The 21,565-nt window shown below is 54.2% G+C and carries 18 protein-coding genes; 3 read left to right on the top strand and 15 right to left on the bottom strand.

The annotated features are described in order from the left end of the window. Positions 1-52 precede the first annotated feature (52 nt). The 3 genes from MA07_RS08145 to MA07_RS08135 all read left to right on the top strand — a co-directional run bounded on the left by MA07_RS08145 (position 53) and on the right by MA07_RS08135 (position 2,634). Positions 53-871: an IS5 family transposase gene (locus tag MA07_RS08145; protein ID WP_036349069.1), complete on the top strand. Its 819-nt coding sequence runs from the start codon at positions 53-55 to the stop codon at positions 869-871. Between the two features lie 152 nt (positions 872-1,023). Then, positions 1,024-1,251 (top strand): hypothetical protein, encoded by a 228-nt coding sequence (locus tag MA07_RS08140; protein WP_152568775.1) that lies wholly within the window; start codon positions 1,024-1,026, stop codon positions 1,249-1,251. A gap of 180 nt (positions 1,252-1,431) precedes the next feature. Then, the gene (locus MA07_RS08135) at positions 1,432-2,634 is read left to right on the top strand and encodes a glycosyltransferase family 61 protein (RefSeq protein WP_081928837.1); all 1,203 of its coding nucleotides are present in this window, start codon (positions 1,432-1,434) and stop codon (positions 2,632-2,634) included. A gap of 32 nt (positions 2,635-2,666) precedes the next feature. Here the strand turns inward: MA07_RS08135 and MA07_RS08130 are convergent, their stop codons facing one another. The 15 genes from MA07_RS08130 to MA07_RS08065 form a co-directional block, all read right to left on the bottom strand. Continuing rightward, positions 2,667-3,968 carry a glycosyltransferase gene (locus MA07_RS08130; protein WP_052002938.1) on the bottom strand — a complete coding sequence of 434 codons (1,302 nt, stop codon included), beginning with the start codon at positions 3,966-3,968 and terminating at the stop codon, positions 2,667-2,669. Positions 3,969-4,046: 78 nt separating this feature from the next. Then, positions 4,047-4,967, bottom strand: a complete 921-nt coding sequence (locus tag MA07_RS28705; protein WP_081928836.1) for a glucosyl hydrolase — start codon at positions 4,965-4,967, stop codon at positions 4,047-4,049. 127 nt (positions 4,968-5,094) lie between these two features. Beyond that, on the bottom strand, positions 5,095-6,033 hold the full coding sequence (locus MA07_RS08125) for a GNAT family N-acetyltransferase (RefSeq protein ID WP_036349060.1): 939 nt from the start codon (positions 6,031-6,033) through the stop codon (positions 5,095-5,097). Beyond that, positions 6,030-6,716: an acetyltransferase gene (locus MA07_RS08120; RefSeq protein ID WP_036349058.1), complete on the bottom strand. Its 687-nt coding sequence runs from the start codon at positions 6,714-6,716 to the stop codon at positions 6,030-6,032. Before MA07_RS08120 ends, MA07_RS08125 begins: the two co-directional genes overlap by 4 nt. A 1-nt stretch (position 6,717) precedes the next feature. Continuing rightward, positions 6,718-7,497 carry a methyltransferase type 12 gene (locus MA07_RS08115; protein ID WP_036349055.1) on the bottom strand — a complete coding sequence of 260 codons (780 nt, stop codon included), beginning with the start codon at positions 7,495-7,497 and terminating at the stop codon, positions 6,718-6,720. Between the two features lie 26 nt (positions 7,498-7,523). Then, on the bottom strand, positions 7,524-9,074 hold the full coding sequence (locus MA07_RS08110; protein WP_081928835.1) for a DegT/DnrJ/EryC1/StrS family aminotransferase: 1,551 nt from the start codon (positions 9,072-9,074) through the stop codon (positions 7,524-7,526). Between the two features lie 404 nt (positions 9,075-9,478). Next, positions 9,479-10,489, bottom strand: a complete 1,011-nt coding sequence (locus MA07_RS08105; protein ID WP_244445194.1) for a glycosyltransferase — start codon at positions 10,487-10,489, stop codon at positions 9,479-9,481. Between the two features lie 20 nt (positions 10,490-10,509). Continuing rightward, positions 10,510-11,724, bottom strand: a complete 1,215-nt coding sequence (locus tag MA07_RS08100; protein WP_052002945.1) for a glycosyltransferase family A protein — start codon at positions 11,722-11,724, stop codon at positions 10,510-10,512. Further along, positions 11,721-12,824, bottom strand: a complete 1,104-nt coding sequence (locus MA07_RS08095; protein WP_036349049.1) for a DegT/DnrJ/EryC1/StrS family aminotransferase — start codon at positions 12,822-12,824, stop codon at positions 11,721-11,723. The genes MA07_RS08100 and MA07_RS08095 overlap by 4 nt, the downstream gene beginning before the upstream one ends. A gap of 915 nt (positions 12,825-13,739) precedes the next feature. Next, positions 13,740-14,654, bottom strand: a complete 915-nt coding sequence (locus MA07_RS08090) for an NAD-dependent epimerase/dehydratase family protein (RefSeq protein ID WP_244445193.1) — start codon at positions 14,652-14,654, stop codon at positions 13,740-13,742. Then, on the bottom strand, positions 14,654-15,376 hold the full coding sequence (locus MA07_RS08085) for a sugar phosphate nucleotidyltransferase (protein ID WP_036349044.1): 723 nt from the start codon (positions 15,374-15,376) through the stop codon (positions 14,654-14,656). The genes MA07_RS08090 and MA07_RS08085 overlap by 1 nt, the downstream gene beginning before the upstream one ends. A gap of 15 nt (positions 15,377-15,391) precedes the next feature. Beyond that, on the bottom strand, positions 15,392-16,378 hold the full coding sequence (locus MA07_RS08080) for an SDR family NAD(P)-dependent oxidoreductase (protein WP_280114229.1): 987 nt from the start codon (positions 16,376-16,378) through the stop codon (positions 15,392-15,394). Positions 16,379-16,451: 73 nt separating this feature from the next. Next, positions 16,452-19,313, bottom strand: coding sequence for a glycosyltransferase (locus tag MA07_RS08075; RefSeq protein ID WP_036349036.1), 2,862 nt, complete (start codon positions 19,311-19,313; stop codon positions 16,452-16,454). A 358-nt stretch (positions 19,314-19,671) separates the two neighbouring features. After that, on the bottom strand, positions 19,672-20,565 hold the full coding sequence (locus MA07_RS08070; protein WP_152568774.1) for a formyltransferase family protein: 894 nt from the start codon (positions 20,563-20,565) through the stop codon (positions 19,672-19,674). Beyond that, complete coding sequence (locus tag MA07_RS08065; protein ID WP_052002934.1) at positions 20,562-21,548, bottom strand: glycosyltransferase family 2 protein; 987 nt, start codon at positions 21,546-21,548, stop codon at positions 20,562-20,564. The genes MA07_RS08070 and MA07_RS08065 overlap by 4 nt, the downstream gene beginning before the upstream one ends. Positions 21,549-21,565: the final 17 nt, after the last annotated feature.

Below are 21,565 nucleotides of genomic sequence, written 5' to 3'. Positions count from 1 at the left end.
CGGACTAGAGACTGTTATGGACCCGGCTTGAGGTCATTGCCGTTGGGGTGAGATGACCTCACCTCGCAAGCCTTACCCCTCCGATGTCTCCGATGAAGAATGGGCGCTGGTGGCGCCCTATCTGACGCTTTTGCCTGAAGAGGCAGGTCAGCGTGAACACTCCTTGCGTGAGGTGTTCAACGGCCTTCGCTACATCATCAAGACGGGAGCGCCCTGGCGCTGGATGCCCAACGACCTGCCGCCCTGGGCTGAGGTCTACCAGCAGACCCAGCGCTGGCTCAACGCCGGCTGCTTCGAAGAGTTGGCGCACGACCTTCGCGCGGTGCTGCGCCTGGCGGCCGGGCGCGATGAGGAGCCCTCGGCCGCTGTGCTCGACAGCCGTACGCTGCGCTCCAGCCCGGAGAGCGGAGCCCGCGCGGGCTATGATGGCGCCAAGCGCAAGAAGGGCTCCAAGCTGCACATGGCGGTGGACACCCTCGGCCATCTGCTGGCGGCCCACGTCACACCCGCCACCGCTGATGATCGGGCTGAGGTGGGACAACTGGCGCAAGCCATGCAGGCCGCCACCGGCGAGAGTGTGGATCTGGCCTATGTCGATCAGGGCTACACGGGCGAGAGGGCCGCGGCTGCCGCCCGCGAGCATGGGATTGAGCTGGAGGTGGTCAAGCTGGCTGAGGCCAAGCGCGGTTTTGTGTTGTTGCCGCGCCGATGGGTGGTCGAACGGACCTTCGCCTGGGCCACCCGCTTTCGCCGTCTGGTGCGCGATTACGAGCGTTTACCTCAAACCCTCGCAGACCTGCATGTGATTGCACTGGTCTGTATTATGCTGCGACAGGCCGTCAACTACAGCGCAGTCCATAACAGCCTCTAGGCCTCGTCGTAGCGGCCTGTGCCCTCTGGGCCGGGGTGATGACGACGGTATGGTCGCTCAGCCATTGCAGGACTGGAGCCATCCTCCTGTCTCTGTTGCCCGCATTCCTTCTGCTAATGTGTCTTGATATCAAGTCCTATCTCGGAGCGGGCGTGTTCCTACCTGAAACCTATTCCGTTGCCGGGTTCCTGCTTGGTGTCGGCATCCTTATAATCATCCTTGACAGAAGCGCGGGAGCATATGTTGGGGCGGCCATAGCAGGCATCTTCTTCGACTTGGCGGCGTATTTCCGGGCTCAGTTCGACCAGATAATGCTCGTAGCGACCGAACTGCTCATTATTCTCTTCTTGTTTGCCCTCGCTAATTCCCATTTGTTATAGCTATGAATGATGAAGCACTCTGGCCTGCTAAGATTAAACTGGTCATAGGGCGCAGCACCCTCCCTCCTTCCGAATGGATTTCACTTGTACAGCCGAGTCGCCAGCCTTGCGGTTACTGCAATATCGCGCCTGACGCGCTTCACTACTGCCTCTTGGGCGCGCGGCAGCCAGCATACCACTATGTCCGCAATCCGCGGACTCGAGAATGGAAGCCAGGACGATCCGGAACCAAAACCCCTCCGGGAGTTGCCGATAGAGTCAATCGGACCGCAGAATGGCTCGCTTGCATGGTTGCCAACGCCCGCCTCAATTGAGGCTAAACCATTTCCAATTTTTGGAACAAGCGATTTTGATCTTATCTTACGTCGAGAACTGCCGACGCGGTACATTGCGCACATCAAGGCTTGCCTCGTTCACGGGCAAAGCACAGCGACGCTGACATGCGGATCTGAGGGAGCTGTTCACTGGGCTGCCCTGCCTGAATTGTTGCTCGGCCAGCAGCCCGGCAATTACGCTGCCTTCTTTGAGGCCGCCGGCGATCGCTGGAAATTTTCGAATCGACCTGATTTGAAGCCGACTGCTCGGCTAAACCGCGGTGTTCTCGTCGGAACACGTTACTCCTTCAACTACTTCCACTTCGTGACAGACCTTCTGCCTCGCCTCCTTATAGCGGACGAGCAGCATCCGGGTGACACTTCACCATTGCTGGTCCCTCCTGTGGCGCCGCAGTTGATCGAACTTCTGCGCCTCTTCGCTCCGAACCGCACCATCATGCTCATGGCTCCGGACGATCTTGTGCATGTCGACGATCTGGTCGTTCCTTCATCCGCAGCATTTTCGCCTGATCATTTCGAGCGCGCCAAGGAGGCTGTCTTCGACGCTCCGTATCTTCGAGCCCTCAGGCCGCGGCTCAGCAGCCTCTATGCGCCCCCGCGAGGCGAAACCGGCAAGATCGTCTTCATCCGGCGTACCGATGTCGATCTCGGTAATGGTCTTCGGCATCGCAACATCGTCAATCAAGAGGAAGTTGCGCTCCATCTGCAACGCCTCGGTGCAATCGTTGTTCAGCCCGAGACGATGACGATGGCAGCACAGATCGCGCTTTTTCGTCAAGCCGATGTTGTCGTTGGAATGGCGGGCGCCGGTCTCACGAATGCCGTTTTCTGCAGGCCAGGAACAGCGCTCGTCCTTCTCTGCCAAGATCGGATCGTCAATCCGGAATACTTCGCGTTCATGGCCGATGCGCTTGAACTTCACTATGCCATCGTGGCGTGTGAACCAGTCCTCGGCTCGAGTGGGCATCCGGCGCATCTAAGCATAAAAGTCACCCTGGACGATCTTGACCGAGCCATGTCATGGGCGAAAGCACTTCATGGCCCTTAGATTGGACAGAGGCTATCTCCAGACACCGGCCCTTAGTGCCGCTGCAATGCCGAGAAGATCCTCCTGATAAGAAACGGAAGTGCAGATTTCTCGTATTTCTTCTGCCACACTTGAGACTGTGCGAATGCCTGCTCGTACTTCTGCTTCCACTCCTGGGAGGCGCGGACAGCTTCCTTGCGATCCTTATTTGACTGCTCAGCCTGCCGGGTGGCGTTTACAGCCGCTGTTTCCCAACGCCTTGCCTGATCGGCGGCCCAGTCATACTCCGCTTTGAGACTGTCTAAGCGCTGTTGCGAAATTTTGTCAGCTTCCCTGAATAGCTCCTCCAGTTCGCGAACTCTTACCCCTTGCTTGACACCGAGGGCGTCTATGTCTCCAGCCAACTTGTAAAATGTCGGAAGGTCGTACCCATTTTCTTCGGCAGCCTGAGTAACCTCGTCATCGACGAGTGCGTTATAGAGTGCATCAATCCCGAATACACGCACCGGCTGCGATGCCGCATGCACAGCCAGGAGTGCGATCTTGGCCTGAGTGGAGCGGAGATCGCCTTTCAGAGATTCTAGCTCAGGAAATACCTTATTGAGTAATTTTTCGTCCTCGATCTGGCAAAAGTGACGTAATACTTTCGAGAGTTCCCAGTACGTTTGAGCCTGTTTCTCGGGCGTGGGAGCACTTGTATTCTGTTGAGATGCCCGAATACGATAGTCGATGAGCCTCTCGGGTAAAACATGGATCTCATAGTGAAGACAGGCACGTATCCAGAAATCGAAATCCTGTGTCTGCAGAAGCCGGATATCCAACAAACCTATTCGGTCAAACACTTCACGCCGTATCATTGCAGTCGGCGCGGATAAGTAGTTTCCCTCGAAGAAGAATTTGCGGAGCCACTCCTCACGCGATCGATTCTCAACGTCAGTATATCTATATGCGGGGTGGCCATCGATTGGAGCGCCGCCCTCATCGACATAGCGCATATAGGAAAATACAATTCCCACATCAGGATTATTCTGAAGGAACGCCAGTTGCCGCTCAAGTTTCTCGGGCTGGAACCTATCATCAGATGCAAGAAAACATATGTACTGGCCACGCGCCTGGCGAATATTATTGTTCGCCGTGGCACTTGGACCCTGGTTTGTCATCGCTCGAAATAATCGAATACGCTCGTCCGAAAATGTCTCGATTATCGCGACTGTCTGATCCGAGGACATATCGTCCGTAATCACTATCTCAAAGTCGCTAATGGTCTGCGCGAGGACACTCTTAACGCAGTCCGCAATGTATTTGTCATGGTTATAGGCAGGTATACAGACGGACACCAGTGGGTTGTTATTCATATGCGACCCTCATGTCATACGAGTCAGCTGAAGCGAAATCCATATCAAGTCAGAGGACCCACTCGTTGTCGGCGAAAATCAGTCGATCCGTTGCGCTACACCCACTCCGGTGCTTCCATAACCATTTCCGTTGTAGAATATGAAGCAGCCGTGCTCGTTTTCGATTAGTGAAGCGAAACACGTCATATCCGCATCCCAACCTGCGTCCGAGCGAGGCAATCCGCCTTCCGCATCGCGACGTTCCCAATCCAGGCCATCGCGGGATGTCGCATAGCCGATTTGATAGTTCTTCGAGTGGGACCGTACTGAATACCACATTTCGTAGAGCTCACCCTTTCTCCAGACATGCGGTCGACCAAAGCCGTACTCGTCTGGTCGATGAGGCGTGAGAGCCACAGTTCCGGTCGAAGGCCAGACGATCCCGTCCTCAGACTCGGCATACACCAAATTGTAAGAGGGTACTGCCTTACCACTTATATCAACGAGGCTAGATCCAGCAGCATACCATACCTTCCAAATGCCGCTCTCAGGATCCTTGAGTACTCCAGCACCAGAGCGGATCACGAATTCACTCGGGCTACGATCAAGCACTGGCGTTTCTTGGTAACGCACAAAGCTCCTTCCGCCATCGTGGCTGAGCGCAAGTCCAGTAAACAAGAGGTATCTTGCACGCGGGGTCAACTGCCATCCTGCGTAGTACATCCTGAGGCGATCACCATCTTGAACCACTGAGAGAGGAGTTGCACCATTGTCGTCGAAAGCTCCCGGCCTTCCGATATCGAGAGCCGGCTGCTCCGAGATGGCAACTACGCGCGTTGGGTTTTCTGCAGCAACATCGATCCAGCCGATGCGCCCGACATTTGCCTCATCACGGAATGCGAGGAATACTCGGATCCTGTCGCTCTCAATCTGGTACGCGGTCGGTAGATAGGCATGTGAGTGCATCCATGACGCCTGACCACTGGCACTGAAAACTTGACCTAGCTTCTTCCATCTCATCAAAGGCCTCCCGGCTGATATGTGGATGCGCTGCAGCTCTTTGGCGGGATGAACTCATCACCTTGCAATCTGCATCACAGCCTCGGCAGCTCATTGTTGACCTATACTACGCTACTCGCGTTCAAACCTATTCGATGCTCAGTTCATAAACATCGTGCACCACGGTGCTTCCACCGAACTCCTCCTTTTGAGACACGAGCCCTTCGTTGAGAATGCGCCCGCCATCTTCATTTGAGATTCCGAAATCGAAGAAGCGGTGAGTCTGCTGATAACGCAAGATTACATGGTCGAGAAGGCAATCCAAGGCTCCAACTCGGCGCCCGTCGTCGCTGACTGCTATGTACTGTGCATGAGCTACAGTCGCCGTGTTGTACATGACCACTCCAGCGACTACATGATCATCGAGAGTCGATACGTAGAGCTGGATCGCCTCAGGGAACCGCGACGCGAGCAGTTCGATTTCTTCTATCGTGTGCACCGGCGTGACGCCGTGCCTACTCTCGAGAGAACCGGTCAGGAGATGCCAGTAGTCCCGCCACCTTTGGCTCTTTCGAACCTGAATCCCAGCACTCGATGCTTTCTTAAGTCCTCTCAGGCGCCTTTTCGAATAAGATCCTGGACACCTGCAATCGATGGATGTCGTGACGTCACGGCGGACGAGCCGAGCTCCAAATCGAAAGAGGGCATAAAGATCTTCTTGGGCAGGACGCCTGTGATAGATCGGGGGCAGAGCCTTATAGATGATCTTTTTGCTGCCGATGCCGCGATAATGCGAGATGAGTGCATCGAATACCTGCAAGACACGCGCGGACTTCGTCGTGTCAGCCAGGACGAGTCCGCCGAATGTCAGGCCTTGATGCGAGTGAACGGTATCGCCTGTCACATTTGCTGGAAACACAGCGATCGGGGCATCCTCATGAAGGATAATGCACGACACGTCCGAAAAGCGGCTCGCATGATATTCCATGTAATCACGATCGAACAAGAAATGTCCGTTCCGGGCAACCGTGATGAGGTCATTCCAAAGACCTCTGAGTGATGGTTCGTAGGGGACTATATTGATCATCCCCCTTTGACCCTGCAAAACCGTGTGGCCGGGATCTTCCGCGGCTCAGCGGGATTTCCCTGGTAGATGAGGTTCGGCTCGGTCGATGCAGTAATTGAAGCCGACATCCCGATGTAGTTGTCCTGGGCGATGGCGACGTTGTTCGCGACGGCGGCGTTAACACCGATGAACGAATTCCGCCCGACTGTGCAGAATCCCGATATCACCACCTGTGATGTGATGAACACATGATCTTCTATCATCGATCGATGTCCAATGTGATTTCCGCTCCAAAGAGTTACGTTGTTCCCAATGACGACGAAAGCCTGAAGTGTGTTCCCTTCCAGAATGAAGCAGTTCTCGCCGATCTGAACGTTGTGCCAGACGAAGGCTCGAGAGCTAACGTAACTGGCAAGAGCATACCCTTTCGACTTCATCATCGCGTAGTGGTGCGCGCGAATCCGGTTGAGTTGACTATCGCCGATTGCCACGAAGGCTGTCACTTTGCCCGGAGGAAACACAGCTTCAACCTCTGCAAGATCAACCAACGGCAGCCCCTCGAACGTCTCGCTGCTGATGTAGTCGCGTCCGATCGCGAAGCCGACAGGTTCATAGACGGAGTCATGCACGAAGTATTCGTAGGCCATCGATGCAATCTCACCGTTGCCTACGATAATGAGCGGTTTTCCATTGTGCGCGGCCATGTCAGGGCTTTCTCAGCAAGAGATCATCTCGCCGATTGGACATCGGCAGAGTAGCAGGTTGAGGCACGATGTAGGCATCGCAACCAGCAAGTTGCGCACGATGAACAAGGCCAGCTAAGACCCCATCGTCGATCTTATGGAATGCCGGTCCGGCTTCTGGAGGAGGTGGAAGCTGGTCGGTTCCAGTAAACTCCTGGTGGAAGCTCACACCCCTCGGGCTTGCGAAGAATCGATTACGCTTGGAGAGGTTAGGTATGTCACCCAACAGAGCCATTCCACCATGATCGAGCATATCCACGATCGTGTCGATGACATGGAAAGGATTAGTCTCGACGAAAAGATAATGTAATACACTGTAGCAGAGAATGATGTCTATCGGGCCTCCTGCAGCCTGGCGCACTTCCTCCGAATTGGTGGGAAAGAAGCCTCTGACCTTCGAAAGATGGGGCCCATCCGGAAGTTGGCGAAGCATTTCCTCTGAGTCGACGAGCACCAATCGATGATCGTTCTTCGCGCATGCATCGATGATCATTCTGGGAAGGTTCGCACAGCCGGGCCCGATGTCGACGACGGTCTTCTCTCTTTCCCGGAAAAGCGGAAGTTTTGAACAGATATCGTCGTATATGTCCGCCTCAAACCCTTCTCTATAGGAGTCCGGGAAGCCGATGCGCTCGTGATGCGATAGATTGGGGTTCAACGCCAGTTGCCTAAACGCCCCGTAATCGAGCTGCACGGAAGCAAGATCAACATTCTGAGAAATTGCTAGGTCTTTATCCGGCATGCTAGCCTCCAAGAGTGCCTTCCGCACTAGAGCGCGTTGAAGAAGTCACGGACAGTGTCAATGACGAGTTTGATCTCGTCTGGAGTATGCAGGGCATCAAGTGGCAGGCTCAGAGACTGCTGCGAGAAGCGATCGGCATTAGGATAAGCATCAAGGTCCCACTTGAGGTCGGCGAAGCACCTCTGGCGATGAACAGGGATTGGGTAGTGGATGTTGGTCCCAATAGCGCGGCGTGAAAGCGCCTCTTGTAGTTGATCGCGCCGTGAATCCAATACCTTGACGGAAAAGACGTGCCAGACCGGCTTTGCCCAGTCTCGGGTTACCGGCAGTTGCAGCCCGTCGATGTTGCTCAGGCCGGCAAAGTACTGCCTAGCATATTGCTGTCGCCGACTGTTCCACTCATTGAGATACTTTAGCTTCTTCGAAAGGATCCGCGCCTGAAGCGGATCCAGCCGTGAGTTCATTCCTACTTGGTCGTGCTGGTACTTTCTTGGAGCTCCGTAATTGCCCAGCATTCGAACCTGACCGATCAGAGCACTGTCGTTCGAAACCACAGCTCCGGCATCCCCTAGGGCTCCTAGATTCTTAGTAGGGTAGAAGCTGAATGCGGCCGCGTCGCTCAACGAGCCACACTTTCTCCCCTTATAGAGCGCACCATGGGCCTGTGCAGCATCTTCAAGAAGGAAGAGGCCGCGACGGGACGCAATCTCTATCAATGGATCCATGTCAACGGGACAGCCATAGAGATGGACAGGAATGATCGCGCGCGTTCGGTCCGTTATGAGGTTTTCGACTGAAGCGACATCCATGAGGCCGGTATCGGGCTCAACGTCAACCAGCACAGGCGTTGCCCCAACCTGAGCAACTGCGAGCGCCGTTGCCACAAATGTGTGAGCCGGAACGATAACCTCGTCCCCAGGACCGATTCCCTTCGCCCTCAGCGGAAGCTGCAGCGCGTCAAAGCCGTTAGCAACCCCAGCCGCAGCAACGGTTGAACAATAGTGTGAGAACTCGGCCTCAAACCGCTGGATGGCATCACCACCGATGAAGATCCCAGAATCGAGACTGCTTTCGATAGCAACATCGAGTTCCGAACGCATGTTAACGATATATCGATTAAGGTCGAGGTAGGGTACGCTGCTCGGACTGGCGGGTCGTGTGAAGAGCTCGAACTCGCGACGGTCCCGAATGTACTCGCCTTCATCATAGTGATCTGATGCTAGGACCGCGACGAGGCTTTCATCGTCGAATTCTCTTAACTCCCGCCAGTATCCGGCCGGAACGATCAGTGCCTTGTCATACGAGTCGAGGCGAAAGCTAAAAGTTTCCCCCCTCGCTTCTAGAGTAATCGTCATCCCGCCGCGCAGACATATAAAACATTGCCTCAGCGTTTTGTGCGCATGGCCACCGCGCTCACTTAATTCCGACAGTTTTGTAATGAAGTAAAAGCGCTTGAAATTAAAGCCAACATCGGCCATTCCCTCAATAACACCTAAAGCACCTCGAGGGTCATTGATCAATTTGATGTCAACGAGACGGGGTGTCTCTTGATTGCTGGACTCATTATTTTCGAGCATCGACAAGCCTTGTTTTGAACGCAGTCACTTATGATATGCGAGTTTGGTCCCAGTCATTAATTGGTGCCTAAACCAAGACCAGTCGTTTTGCCAATTCCCGGCTTGAGAAAGCTGGCCACCTGAGGAACCTGCAACACTCAAGATGGTGTCCTGTGCATTCGTAGTAAGATGTTCCCTTCTCATCAAACTGCCGGCCGTTAAAGGGATCATCAGCAGAAGCCGAGTTGCCTCATTTCGTCCCCTTAGCAACTATATGACAGTTATGCCAGCCTATGCAGCACCACTCGAATGGTCCCGCAGCTGCACATCACACTATTATTGCTTAGAAAACCTCCCACGGATATGATATACGAGATCCTCTGCTGCCACCCTGCCGATATCAATTCCAGCATCGCTAATGTGGTTCAGTTTCGAAGCAATCTCCGAAATACAGCTTCGTAATCATTGAGCATACGCTCCCGATCGAAGTGCTTTTCGGCGATGACCCGGCACGCGATCTGATGCTCTTTATATTTGGCTATATTTTTAACCCACTCACTAACAACTCTCGAAATCTCACGGAATTCATCCGGGCGGAACAAAAATCCATTGCATCCGTGCTGGACGAGTTCTGGAATACCTCCAATCGGCGCGCCTATAACCGGAATTCCACAGGCATTCGCTTCCATGATGACATTTGGTCGACCATCCAATTTTGAGGGGACGACCAGAATATCGAGCTGTGCCAAGGCCATGGAGGGATGCTCTACATACCCACCGAAGTTGATGACTTCGGAAGCCGGGCCAGCTTCGATGCGCTCCCTGACCGTCTGGGACATCTCTCCTTCACCGAACATGACGAAACGGAGCTCGGGGATCGCAGCATGCAAGTATTCAGCGAGCGCAACGAAACCGAGTGGATTCTTCTCCGGAGACATTCGGCCGAAGTACCCGACGACGAGGCTATTGCCGTCCGGAGCAGATCGCTTGGGACTATAGGTCTTCAGATCAATTCCGCTTTCCACTTTGTATATATTCGGCTTTGTCTTAGAAGTATTATTAGAAATAAACTCCTGCATATCACTGCTCTCGACTATGACGCCATCTAAGCAGGCTTCAAAGAGAAAGTGATTTAGCGTATGACCGACCTTGTTATAGAGTACATCAACGATACGCCGCTGCGGCTCACGCTCCTTCAAGTACGGGAGCTGGGGGTAAGCCCAAGGTGATCCAATTTGCAGCACCAAACCGATTTGCCGCTCCCGTACGACACTCGCCAGCATATCAACTCCTGCCACACCATGTGCATCAGAGAAGTCGATCAAGCGGTCATCGACTGCGAAATCTTCGGCTCGATCGGGAGTGTATCCTCCGGCTCCTGGTAGGTAATATCCGATATGAATATCGATGCCTCGATTACGCATCGCGCGGAGCACGATCAAAGACAAAGCTCCATTTACGAGGAACGGGTGAAGCGCGAGTATACCTTGATCCATAACCGACCGAGCCCCCATCGAAGATATTTTGGAGTTTTATTAGCAAGTTTATCTAGAAGCGCTATGTGTTTAGGCTGAGGGCTGCGGCTCTTCTTGTGCGGAGCTGCCTTCACAAGATCCCTGTATTTCCCCTCCCATTTTTTACTCTTCTGATGCCAGTAGTCTCGAGCCTTGATGTAGGCCCCGATATCTCGCTCAAGCCTACTCAGGTGCGCCGCCTGCTCTGAACCATTTGTCAAAGCAAGAGCACGGCGACCAAGTCGTGCGAGAGAGGGGTCTTCATCGCGCGCAGCCAATACCTTCCGGAACGTTGTAAAATCGGAAGATCCAGTTCCGGACATCATCAGACCAAGCAGCCTATATACCTCATTGGGCTGAAGTGAGCTGAGTTGTGGGTGGCGCGCGACCCAAGTCAAAATGCGTTCGATTGATGGGTATAGAGCCCGCGCCTCCGCTAACGGAACTAGGTTCCGCAACATAGAGTGGGTAATTTCAAGCATTGTCCCTAGAGGGTCAGCATGTGTCACACCCTGAGAATGTTGCCGAGAGTAAGTGAGAGTATCAGGTAGAACTGCGAAGCGGCAGCCTAAACGGAGTGCACGAGTCCACAACTCATAGTCGGGAGCTCGAATCATTGCTGGATCATCAAGACCAATCCGCAAATGAGCAGCGCGGCGCACCATGGTTGACGACCGGCAGAGAGGATTGGCTCCTATCCATGTATCAAGGCGGTTGAGGTCGTGCGCGACGTTCGTGTGCGCCTCCATTTCCTGAGCCTTTGGATGCGGCGCGCCCTGCTTGTCGACGAAATTGACGTACGTTCCAATAATGTCGATTGATGGGTCGGAAGCGAGGGCCGCCAATTGAAGCTCGGCCTTCTGTGGAGCGACCCAATCGTCGGCATCCAAGTTTACCAGCCACTCCCCGGAGGCGGCTTCGACCGCGCGATTGTAGCTCGCAGCACCTCCGAGGTTACGTTCATTGACATGCAATTTGATTCGAGGATCGGCGAAGCTTCGGACGATATTGACCGATTCATCGCTCGATGCGTCGTCCACGACTACGATCTCGAAGTCCTGTACGGTTTGATCAAGAATACTACGAAGCGTCCTTCCGATAAATCGCTCGTAATTATAGGACAGGACGATATAGGAGAGTTTCGGGATCTTGCTCATGGCAGGCAAGCCACCACGCGGTCTATGTCAGCCACTGACAAATCCTCATGGAATGGCAGTCCGATCACACAGTTCGCAAGTGAGTTGGTCGCTGAGAGGTCAGCACGCGGCACGTTGGCAAAGGCAGGATGACGGTGACAACCGAGCCCCCACCAGCGTCGCCATTCCACGCCCGCCGCTGCCAGTCTATCCAACGTGGACACAACCGAATCCTCTGGAAGGATGACGTTGAGGGTCATTGTAATCCATTCGTGTCCGGCACCAGGCTGCAATCGCGCTTCTTTGTTCTTCAGTCGTGTGGCATACGCCTCAATTAATGACCGAAGCCTCTCGAGGCGAGTTGGAAGTGCCTCCAACGCGGCGAGCCCAACAGCAGCTGCATACTCGGAGATTCGGTAGTTTCCTCCACGAATAGCCGACGAGCGCTCACTCCCCAAAAAGCCAAAACCGGTCATAGCAGTGGCGTACTCGATAAAATCGGCATCGGCCGACAGGATCGCTCCGCCCTCGCCGATACCAAGAACCTTTGTCGCATGCAGACTGACGCAAACGGGCTGCGCTCCGATACGGTCGGACACGGATGTGACTGCGGCTGCTGCATCAAATACAACGGGGATGCCGTGTTTTGCCTCGAATGCCATCCAGCCGTCGAAATCTGGTGACGCTCCGAACGCACTGACAACGAGGACCGCCGCAGGCGGCGTGTCGAGCTGCCGCAAGGCCGCCTCGGCAATCTCAGGGGTCACCATGAGTGTGTTCGGATCAACCTCAACCAAGAATGGTACCAAACCTGCGTTGCAGACCGCGTGCGCGCTCGCAATGAAGGTGAACGCAGGCATGATGCATACCCCGCCCTCTGAGCGGCACTTTGCGCGCAGAGCCAGTTCTATTGCGGCCGTCCCATTACAAGTCAGTGTGACGCCGGCAGCCCCTGTTAACTCCGAGAGAGAAGCAGAGAATTCTCGGGATAATGGGCCGTAGTTGCTGTAGACTCGGCTGGCATCAATCCGCCCGAGATAAGGCGCGATGGCAGAAGCAGTTGGAAGCTTTGGTATGAGCACTTTGATCGGCAAACCCGATCGGTCGGATACCTGAGACATGGAGACGATAGACCTTTATCCTTAGATGCGATGAATGCTTGAAGCGGCACCTACCTCAATCTGGGGCCGCCTCACCACGGTGCGCTAGCGGTCGGGCCGGCACTCCAATAACTGTGCTCCCAGCTTGCACGTCGCGAATGACAGCAGCTCCTGCCCCAACGATGGACCAAGCACCAATACGGCACCCGGGTGCAATTACTGCCCCAGCCCCGATGTTGGCCCCCTCCTCGATCACAACACCACCTGCCAGTGACACTCCTGGACCTAGGCTTGCGTAGGCACCGATCACACAATCATGGGTGATTGTACACCCAGGATATACCAGCGCGTGAGGTGAAATCTTCACATCAACAGTCACACTTGCTGCTCCCAATATCATCACGCCTTCGCACAACGTGACGTTTGGGCCAATGATTGCGGCCGGGTGGACTGCAGTGGCGTACCGCACGCGACCCATTTGCTGGACAAGCTTCTCTCGAGCACCGCCATTGCCCACTGCCACGAGAAAGCTAGCCTCAGGATCAGAGGACCAAGCCTCAAGATCATCAGCAACTGGAATACCCCTAACAGGCGACGTTGCGTAGCCCGGCTCAACCAAGAATCTGGCCACCGATGTACCAGAGGCCTCTAAGACAGCAAGCACCTCGCGTCCGAGGGCCCCAGCTCCTAAGATTACAACAGCCACACCTGTACCCGTCTGTTTAGTCGCTCCGATGAACCGTAGTTTCGTGTCGCCCAGCGGTCAATTGAGAGCCTAATCTTCCGCACATTGGTAGTACAGGCGATAGCACGTAGGATCCTGCTCAACTTCAGGCCTGTGTCGAAAAATGCGAGATCGGTGAAACGAGCCTATACAGTAACGAAAGCAACGCTCCCTGACCGTGGGATTCGTCCAGAACCAAGCCGCGGGGAGAGTCAGTGACATCCTTTTTCCGCATCAGCGAGGATTCGCGGAAGTAGGCTCTCAAAATCTGGAGGCTCTGGAGCCAGCCCGACGGCTTGGAGGCGCTCCGTACTTCCGACTAGCACCGGCATGTCGTCTGAGCGCAAAAGCCCTGGATCCACTTGCACGTCAATGCGCTTGCCGCTCGCCGAAATCATGGAATTTAGGAGCACATCAAGCCTGAACGCGTGCCCACTGCAGAGATTAAGTATAGGCCAACGCCAATGGCGGGCGCATGCCAATGCAACGAGAAGGCGTGCCGCTTCTCTGACATCGATGAAGTCACGGCTGACTTCAAGATTGCCAACTTTGATGACACCGTCAGTTCCGGAGGCCTTGACGATGCGTCGAGCAAATGATGGTAACGCAAGCTTCGGAGGCATTCCCAATCCGACCGGATTGAATAGCCGCACCACCATCACCGGCAGGCCGCGCTCGGCGGCGGCCAGGCCAAGGAGCGTCTGGGTATATTTGGAGATTCCATAATCGCTGCGGGGCTGGCAGGGATGATCCTCCCGGACCGGCATGGCATCGTTGCTGACGTAGCCGTATTCAGCCGCCGATCCAAGCAGAATGGTTCGCGGCGGATTGGCCATGCCGGACAAGGCGGCCAGCAGCCCTGCCGTCGGGACAGCATTGGCCTCGAAGAGCAGCCGGGCCTCCCCATGGGTTGCACCGGCGCAATGAATCACGACATCAGGCCGACTGACGGCGAGAGCGTGCTCGAACTCCGTCCGTCCCCAGGGCCCAGGGCCAAGGACAATATCCCGATACAATTGGCTGCTTTCGACACGTGTGGCGCACGTAAACGATAGGCCAGCAGCGGCGGGAGATGCCAGGATGTGGCGCCCAAGGAATCCGCTCGAACCGGTGAGCAGGATCCTCATCATGCACGCAGACGCGGTGAGAAAGCCTCCGGCTCGCGCTCCACCATATTCTGCGCCAAAGCAAAATCTTCAGGACGTCCGATGTCAAGCCACGTGCAGGCCTGCTGATGACACCGCACCAGCATGTCGGCCTGAGACATTGATTGCATGAGGGTTGGCATGTCGAGATACTCGCCCGGTATCAGCCATTGGCGGACGGCGTCCCGGTTGAGGACGTAAAGACCCATACTGACGAGATGCTGATAGGTCGGTTTCTCGCGGTATCCCACCATCCGCATATTTGGATCAACCTCCAACAGGCCGAACTCCGACTTGAGCTCGCGGCGATAAGTGCCGATGGTCGCCGCAGCGCCACTCGATATGTGGTCATCAATCATCCGACCCATATCAAGGTTCGTCAGCAGATCACCATTCGTGAGAATGAAGTTCTCCTCCAATTGATCGAGAACCAAGCTCATGGGTCCCGCAGTACCCAAAGGCTTGTCTTCCACACTGTACGTGATCGACATTCCAAAGCGGGAGCCATCCCCGAAGAAAGCCTCGATCAGATGGCGGAGATGATTGACGGCAATGATGGCCTTAGTCACGCCCGCTGCGTGGAGTTGGCGGAGCAAGATTTCGAGGATCGGCTTATCGCCGAGCGGCATAAGAGGTTTCGGGAACAACGCGGAGTAGGGATGCAGCCGCGATCCCTTGCCGCCCGCCATGATGATTGCTTGCATGAACGTCTCTTTCGCTTAAACCGTATAGGTTGTAGCGGCATACAGTTCGCGGTTGGCTGAAATGAAGTCGATGACTTGACGGAGACCGTCGTCCAACGCTGTCGTCGGTCGCCAGCCAAGAAGTTGTGCAGCCTTCGAATTGTCTGACACAAGCTTCATGACTTCGCTCTTGCTCGGCCGGTCTCGTGCTGCGTCATGAACGATAGGCTTGTCCATTCCCATCAAATGCAGGATGCGCTGCGCGAAATCGCCGATGCTGTAGGTCTCTCCGGTCCCCAGATTGATCGTCTCCCCTTCGATGCCGGGCTTTGTTCCAGCAAGGATGAACCCCTCAACAGTATCCGCAACGAAGGTCATGTCACGCTGTGGCGTCAGCGACCCGAGATGAACTTCATTGCGCGCGAGCGCCTGAGAGATAATGGTCGGAATGAACGCCCGGGCGGACTGGCGGGGCCCAAATGTGTTGAAAGGCCGGAGCACGACGACAGGCGTATCGAAGGACAGGTAGTAGGAGTCGGCAATTTTATCCGCGCCGATCTTGCTGGCAGAATAGGGCGATTGACCCTGTAGAGGATGCTCTTCGTCAATGGGGGTGCGACGCGCCGTGCCATAAACCTCTGATGTGCTGGTATGTACGACCCTTCCGGTTCCAAGCCGACGAGCGGCCTCCAGAACATTCAATGTTCCCTCAACATTCGTACGAACGTATGAACGAGGCGCCACGTAAGAATAAGGAATGGCAATCAGAGCCGCTAGATGAAGGACAATATCCTGCCCCTCAACTGCTCTGAGAACAAAATCTCCATCTTCAATGTTGCCGGAAATAATCTTTAGATTATCGCGGAGAACATCAGGCAAAAACTTCAAATTACCAGTAGAGGAGCTAGAGTTATACCGAACCATGGCTGTGACATTTGCCCCGCGCTGGAGCAACGCCTCAACGAGATGGCTTCCAATGAACCCCCCTGCGCCCGTTACCAAAATGTTCTTGCCTGAGACCAAAAGATCCTCCATCCAAAATTAAGGCTGCAGTATATTGTTCGAAGGCCGATGTCGAGAAAGGATCCGCGCACTCCTAAGTCGTCTCTTGCGTCTGTCCGTCCGTTGACAAAGAAGACTCACTTACAACTCCGGGCCTGACCTGCCGCTCTGCAGTCTCGGACAACTCTTTTTGCTCATGCTTGGACAACAGTCCTGATAGAGCATTCTCATATTCCATGAGCATCTTCCGCGCATCGAGTCTTTCCTCGGCGGCCATTCTTGCTGACAGCTTCATCTGCTGAAGTCTCTCAGGATTTCGTGCAAGTTGCACAATGTACTCAGCGAATGCCTTATAGTCTCTAGGACTACAAAGGAAGCCGCTGATGGTATTCTCGATCAGTTCCGGTAGCGCACCCACATTTGAGGCAAGGACCGGCACGCCTTGCGCTAGAGCTTCCAACACGACTACCGGACGCCCATCAATTCGCGAGGGCAAACAGAGCAAGTCGTAAGAGGATATGTAGGCTACAATATCGGGGACAGCTCCGGCGAGATGGAAACGACCCGCCGGGAAATTCGCTTCAGCGACAGCAGCCTCAACTTCTTTGCTTAGTGGCCCAGTTCCCGTCATAACGAACGCAACTTTCACATCATTGGGCACAAGCTTTGCTATCTCTACAAAGCCAAGAGGGTCCTTCTCCTCAGACCAACGGCCTGAAAATCCAACTAGCAACATAGCTTTGTCGACACCAATTCGTTGAAGAACACCATCGTCCTTAGGACGAGGAGCATAACTAACGAGATCGAGTCCGCTCTCAATCAGGCGGATGCGATCAGCCGCCTCTCCATGCGCGACAAGCCATTCGTGGACCTCAACATTCTCGACAATATTGAGATTGATCAGATCTGCATTTTTGCGATTGTTGGCCGTGTGACCAACTGTGTTGAACAGGAGATCGACAACCTTCAACTCGGGATAGAGGGCTTTCAATCCCGGTAGCATTTCATAAAAAGCCGCACTCCCGACAATCCAGACAAGGCTAATCTTCTTCACTGTGATGAGATAGCTCACGAAATCATTCCAGCGCTCCTGCCCTAAGAAGCGGGGAAGGTGGTAGATTTCACTGGTACTGCTGCGGAACCAATCCGTCGTATCGCCGTGCTCCGGTTTAACAGGTACAGTAGTCACAACAATGACTCGCCACCCAACGGAGTGCAGGTGTGTCATTATAGTGCTCAAGAGGCGCTCTGCCCCACCAATCACAAGGAAGGGCATGGCGACGAGCAATGTCGGACGGGAGTCGGCAATGTTTCGACCGAAGCGAGTGAGGTTACGCAGCGGCTCAGGGTGGCGCCAGCTTTGAGCTGCGATTTCTTTCGAACGTTCAAACACGCCAGGAAGAAGGACATCGGTATTCAGTTCGAGTATGTTCTGCCTTTGGTCCTCTATCTGCAGCACATCATGCCCGCGACTCAAATTGGCGCCATGGATGCGGTACTTGAAAAGGCGCTCACCAACAATGTTCCAAAACCGTGCTCCAAGAGCCCCCAAGCGCACCCAGAACAACCAATCCTCGTGGACATGTCCAGTTCTCTGATCGGAGTCTCTGAAGCCCCCCGCCCTCTCCCAAAGCTCACGCCTGAAGACTGCACAGGTTGGCACATAGTTGGCTTGGAGCATCTGCTCAAGCACAGGCTTCTCAATAGTGTTGTAACCACCTGAGCGGTTCCCGAAGAACTCGACAGCAGTAGAGACTACGTCGTACCCATAGTGCTCCATGAGGAACACGGCCTTTTCGATGTAGGTGGGATCAATCTGATCATCGGCATCGAGGCAGCAAACATACTTGCCGCGGGCTTGGCTGATTCCGAAATTTCGGTTTGCGCCAGCTCGGTAAGGTTCGCTTTGAAGGAGAATTCGGGTTCTCAGGAGATTCAACTCAGCAAGCTTCTGCCGCGACTCGAGCGAGCTTGATCCCCCCTCAACGACAATGATTTCGAGGTCCTGAAATGTCTGGGAAAGCACAGAATCGACGGTTTCAGCGACAAAATGGCTGTAATTGAAGCACGGAATTACTACACTCACCAAAGGCCGATCCGCCGGCCAAGGCTCCGTGCCCCCGAACCCTCCTATACCAGGCTGAATTCCGGTATTGTTCAACAACTCGACTGGATGTGAAAAGGTGTCGACCTTGACACTACCTTGCGTAGGCACACAGCGGGGCGTCTGAAGCAACTCTTGAGGGGCTTTGGCCTTTGGAGCATTGTGGACAGCCTTCGGAGCTTTCTCCCGCATAGGCCCAGTTCGAAGAGGCCGCAGGATGCGTTGCAATCCCAGGTTCCGCCATGCAAATCTCAATATACGGGCAACTGCCTGGGCCAACTTCGGGTAGCGACGGGTAAGCAGGCGGATTGGAGCAGCCAATTTCCAGCTGAGACTACTAACAACAGCCTCCTTCTCGCGCCGGGCTTTATCGGCCTCCTTGGCAAGCTGCTCGACACGCTTACGCAGGTCGCGGTGGCGAACTCTTAGCTTTTCTACATACCTGACAAGACTCTGGTAGCGATCTTCCAAGTCTGCCGGTACCGTTTCAGCAGCACGGAGCCTACGCTCGGCAGTAACCATTGCACCTACCATCTGTGCAACGTTAAGGCGCCGGTCGTGCTCTGCGATTGCGAGTTCTGCCTTTAGCTTGACGATTTCTCGATCACGCCGATCAACCTCCTCCTGCCATTTCTCATTAATCTTGACCGCCCTCGACTGAGCATCTTCAAATTCTTGGCGCAAAGACATCATTTCATCGTGAGCACGTCGAAGTGAAGCCTCGCACTCAGCTAGGCCAGCTTCAATCAACGCTGGTCCTGTCTCGGGGCTATCGCACTCTGCTTCGGCACTCTGCACTTTAGAAACGCTGGTCTCAACCGTGCCATGCCCGCTCGTGTTGTTAATCCGCATTGGATCCTGATGCCCCTTCATCCCGTGGTCAGCCTGAATGCATTATACTCTGCCTCTTGGCTGGCGCTCTGATGGTATCAATAGAGCCGTCGAGAGTTCATCCAAATCATCTCAGGCATCAATCCTGACAGACATGGCCAAAAGCCAACTATCCCTCCCTAGCCGATGGCGGATCTGGCCTCTTGACATGTAATACTTCATCTGAGCGCTTTTTATAATGGGGGCAAGGCGACGCACAAGCCTGAATATTAGCCTATCGCGCTTATCAAGTGCTTGTCCAGAGGAGGATGACTTGCTTACCCTTGTCCGTGAGTTTCCAAACGAATTCTGAGCCGAACTCGGCAATCAATTCCTAGAACTACTTACCAAGCCGTACGCGCAAGCGCTGGAAATCGTAAGGGGAGTCGTCGATCCGTCGGCACTTCTCAAGTTTTAGAAGTCCTGACCCGCAAACAACAACTGCCTTCCCATGATCGAGCGCCCAAATCTTGCCAGGCTGCCGAAATTCGAAGACTAGATCCTCTACCTCCGATGCCTCATCGATAATTACGACTTCCCCGGCGACTATCGTACGGGCGCCTGAATAAGGATATCCAACAGCATCAATCATTCGCAGGATCTGGCGAGACGGCTGATCCCAGTCAATTTCGTAGTCCGCTTCGTTGCGCCAGAGGCTGTATGTGGCCTTCGTATGGTCCTGCTCATAAGTGGCGAGAGAACCAGATAGCCACTGATCATAGATCTGCTTCGTCAGTGACACCATCAACTCGGCTTGGATCTCAAGCGCTGCCCTAACCTTAATGGGATAGCTAATCTGGGCAGAGATCTGGCCAATGATGGGCCCCTCATCAACGCCTGCTGTTGGGCTCAATGCCGAAACTCCGATCACTTCCTCCCCCTTAATGAGAGCAGCTACCGTAGGGGCGAACCCTCTATATTTAGGCAGTAGAGAGTCATGATAGACGACCGAAAATTTCGTCACTTTCTTTATGATGAATTGCCAACCGACAATTAGATTGAGATCTCCCTCGTTTAATTCTGGATGCTTGTTGACGATGAAAGAGCTTGATACGGATCTCGCCAGTGCTTCTATTTCATCAAAGCTGCCTGATTTATCATCTGATTGTCGATACGAATAGATGATAGAGGGCTTGATTCCTTGAGCTAGGAGGCCTGCGATAAACCTACCCCCCTTCAGGCCAGTTGTACAGACAACCACTCTTCTCCGGATACCATCAGTGGTGGCACTCACTCCGCAGCCCCTCGCAGGATTGTGTCAACTATGAACGTTGGCCTGCCTTTGGCTTCAATTAGAATGCGCCCGATATAGAGGCCAGTGAGCCCTAAACCAAAAAGTATCGAGCCGGCTAGGAACCAGATGGACAGGATGAGGCTCGCCCACCCCTGTGCAGTGAATTCCCCAAACAAGCTGGCGATTAGCACCAGCAGAATAAGCCCGAACGAACACACCGCCATGACCAAGCCGAGGAGCATCAATAGTTTCAGGGGTCTGTCGGAGAAGCCCACGACTACATTAAGCCCCAAACGGAAAAGCCGACGGAAATTGTAGCTTGAATTCCCTGCGAAGCGGGCTCCATGAGAAACAGGTATAGCCGTCTGCGAAAATCCTACCCATTCTATGATAGCTGGGAAGTACTTCGACTCCTCCTGCCAAGAGTTAATGGCATCGATTACTCGCCTGCGGTAGAGTCCAAAATTTGCAATTTCGGGGCTCTGGTGTGTGTTAGTTAGGAAACTGAAAGAGCTATAGAACAGCTTCGATAGAAGTTTTCGATGGAGTGGGTCCTGTCGGATTCCGCGCCTCGCTCGCACAACGTCGTATGGCCCCGACTTCGCAACCTCAAGCATTGATGGAAGTTCTTCCGGCTGATCTTGTAGGTCGCAATCCATGACGACCACCCACTCACCCTGGACCCGAAGCAGTCCTGCATTTATTGCAGCATGCTGTCCGAAGTTGCGCGTTAGCCGTATTCCGATGACATGTGAGTCCTGCTCAACAACCCGTTCAATGACTGCCCAGGAGCCACGTGGGCAGCGGTCGTCAACCAATATAACTTCGTGCGACATACCAAGTGAGCGGCACACGTTTGCCACCCTCTCGCAGAGGAGCGGCAAGCTCTCAGGAGAGCCATAGACCGGCACCACGAAAGAAATGTCCGGATCTTTGGAGATTGGCTTACTAATGCCTGCAGAAATGCTTTCGACTGAGTCCATAAAGATCAATCCTGATA

The sequence above is a fragment of the Microvirga sp. BSC39 genome (assembly GCF_000739015.1).
Lineage (GTDB): Bacteria > Pseudomonadota > Alphaproteobacteria > Rhizobiales > Beijerinckiaceae > Microvirga.
The sequence above is the reverse complement of the archived record's forward strand: the minus strand, read 5'-3'. Positions and strand labels throughout refer to the sequence as shown.

Excerpts from the sequence above, each read along its gene's own strand:
- MA07_RS08145 (WP_036349069.1), top strand. The coding sequence starts at position 53 with ATGACCTCACCTCGCAAGCCTTACCCCTCCGATGTCTCCGATGAAGAA.
- MA07_RS08135 (WP_081928837.1), top strand. The coding sequence starts at position 1,432 with ATGTCCGCAATCCGCGGACTCGAGAATGGAAGCCAGGACGATCCGGAA.
- MA07_RS08130 (WP_052002938.1), bottom strand. The coding sequence starts at position 3,968 with ATGAATAACAACCCACTGGTGTCCGTCTGTATACCTGCCTATAACCAT.
- MA07_RS28705 (WP_081928836.1), bottom strand. The coding sequence starts at position 4,967 with ATGAGATGGAAGAAGCTAGGTCAAGTTTTCAGTGCCAGTGGTCAGGCG.
- MA07_RS08125 (WP_036349060.1), bottom strand. The coding sequence starts at position 6,033 with ATGATCAATATAGTCCCCTACGAACCATCACTCAGAGGTCTTTGGAAT.
- MA07_RS08120 (WP_036349058.1), bottom strand. The coding sequence starts at position 6,716 with ATGGCCGCGCACAATGGAAAACCGCTCATTATCGTAGGCAACGGTGAG.
- MA07_RS08115 (WP_036349055.1), bottom strand. The coding sequence starts at position 7,497 with ATGCCGGATAAAGACCTAGCAATTTCTCAGAATGTTGATCTTGCTTCC.
- MA07_RS08110 (WP_081928835.1), bottom strand. The coding sequence starts at position 9,074 with ATGCTCGAAAATAATGAGTCCAGCAATCAAGAGACACCCCGTCTCGTT.
- MA07_RS08100 (WP_052002945.1), bottom strand. The coding sequence starts at position 11,724 with ATGAGCAAGATCCCGAAACTCTCCTATATCGTCCTGTCCTATAATTAC.
- MA07_RS08095 (WP_036349049.1), bottom strand. The coding sequence starts at position 12,824 with ATGTCTCAGGTATCCGACCGATCGGGTTTGCCGATCAAAGTGCTCATA.
- MA07_RS08090 (WP_244445193.1), bottom strand. The coding sequence starts at position 14,654 with ATGAGGATCCTGCTCACCGGTTCGAGCGGATTCCTTGGGCGCCACATC.
- MA07_RS08085 (WP_036349044.1), bottom strand. The coding sequence starts at position 15,376 with ATGCAAGCAATCATCATGGCGGGCGGCAAGGGATCGCGGCTGCATCCC.
- MA07_RS08075 (WP_036349036.1), bottom strand. The coding sequence starts at position 19,313 with ATGCGGATTAACAACACGAGCGGGCATGGCACGGTTGAGACCAGCGTT.
- MA07_RS08065 (WP_052002934.1), bottom strand. The coding sequence starts at position 21,548 with ATGGACTCAGTCGAAAGCATTTCTGCAGGCATTAGTAAGCCAATCTCC.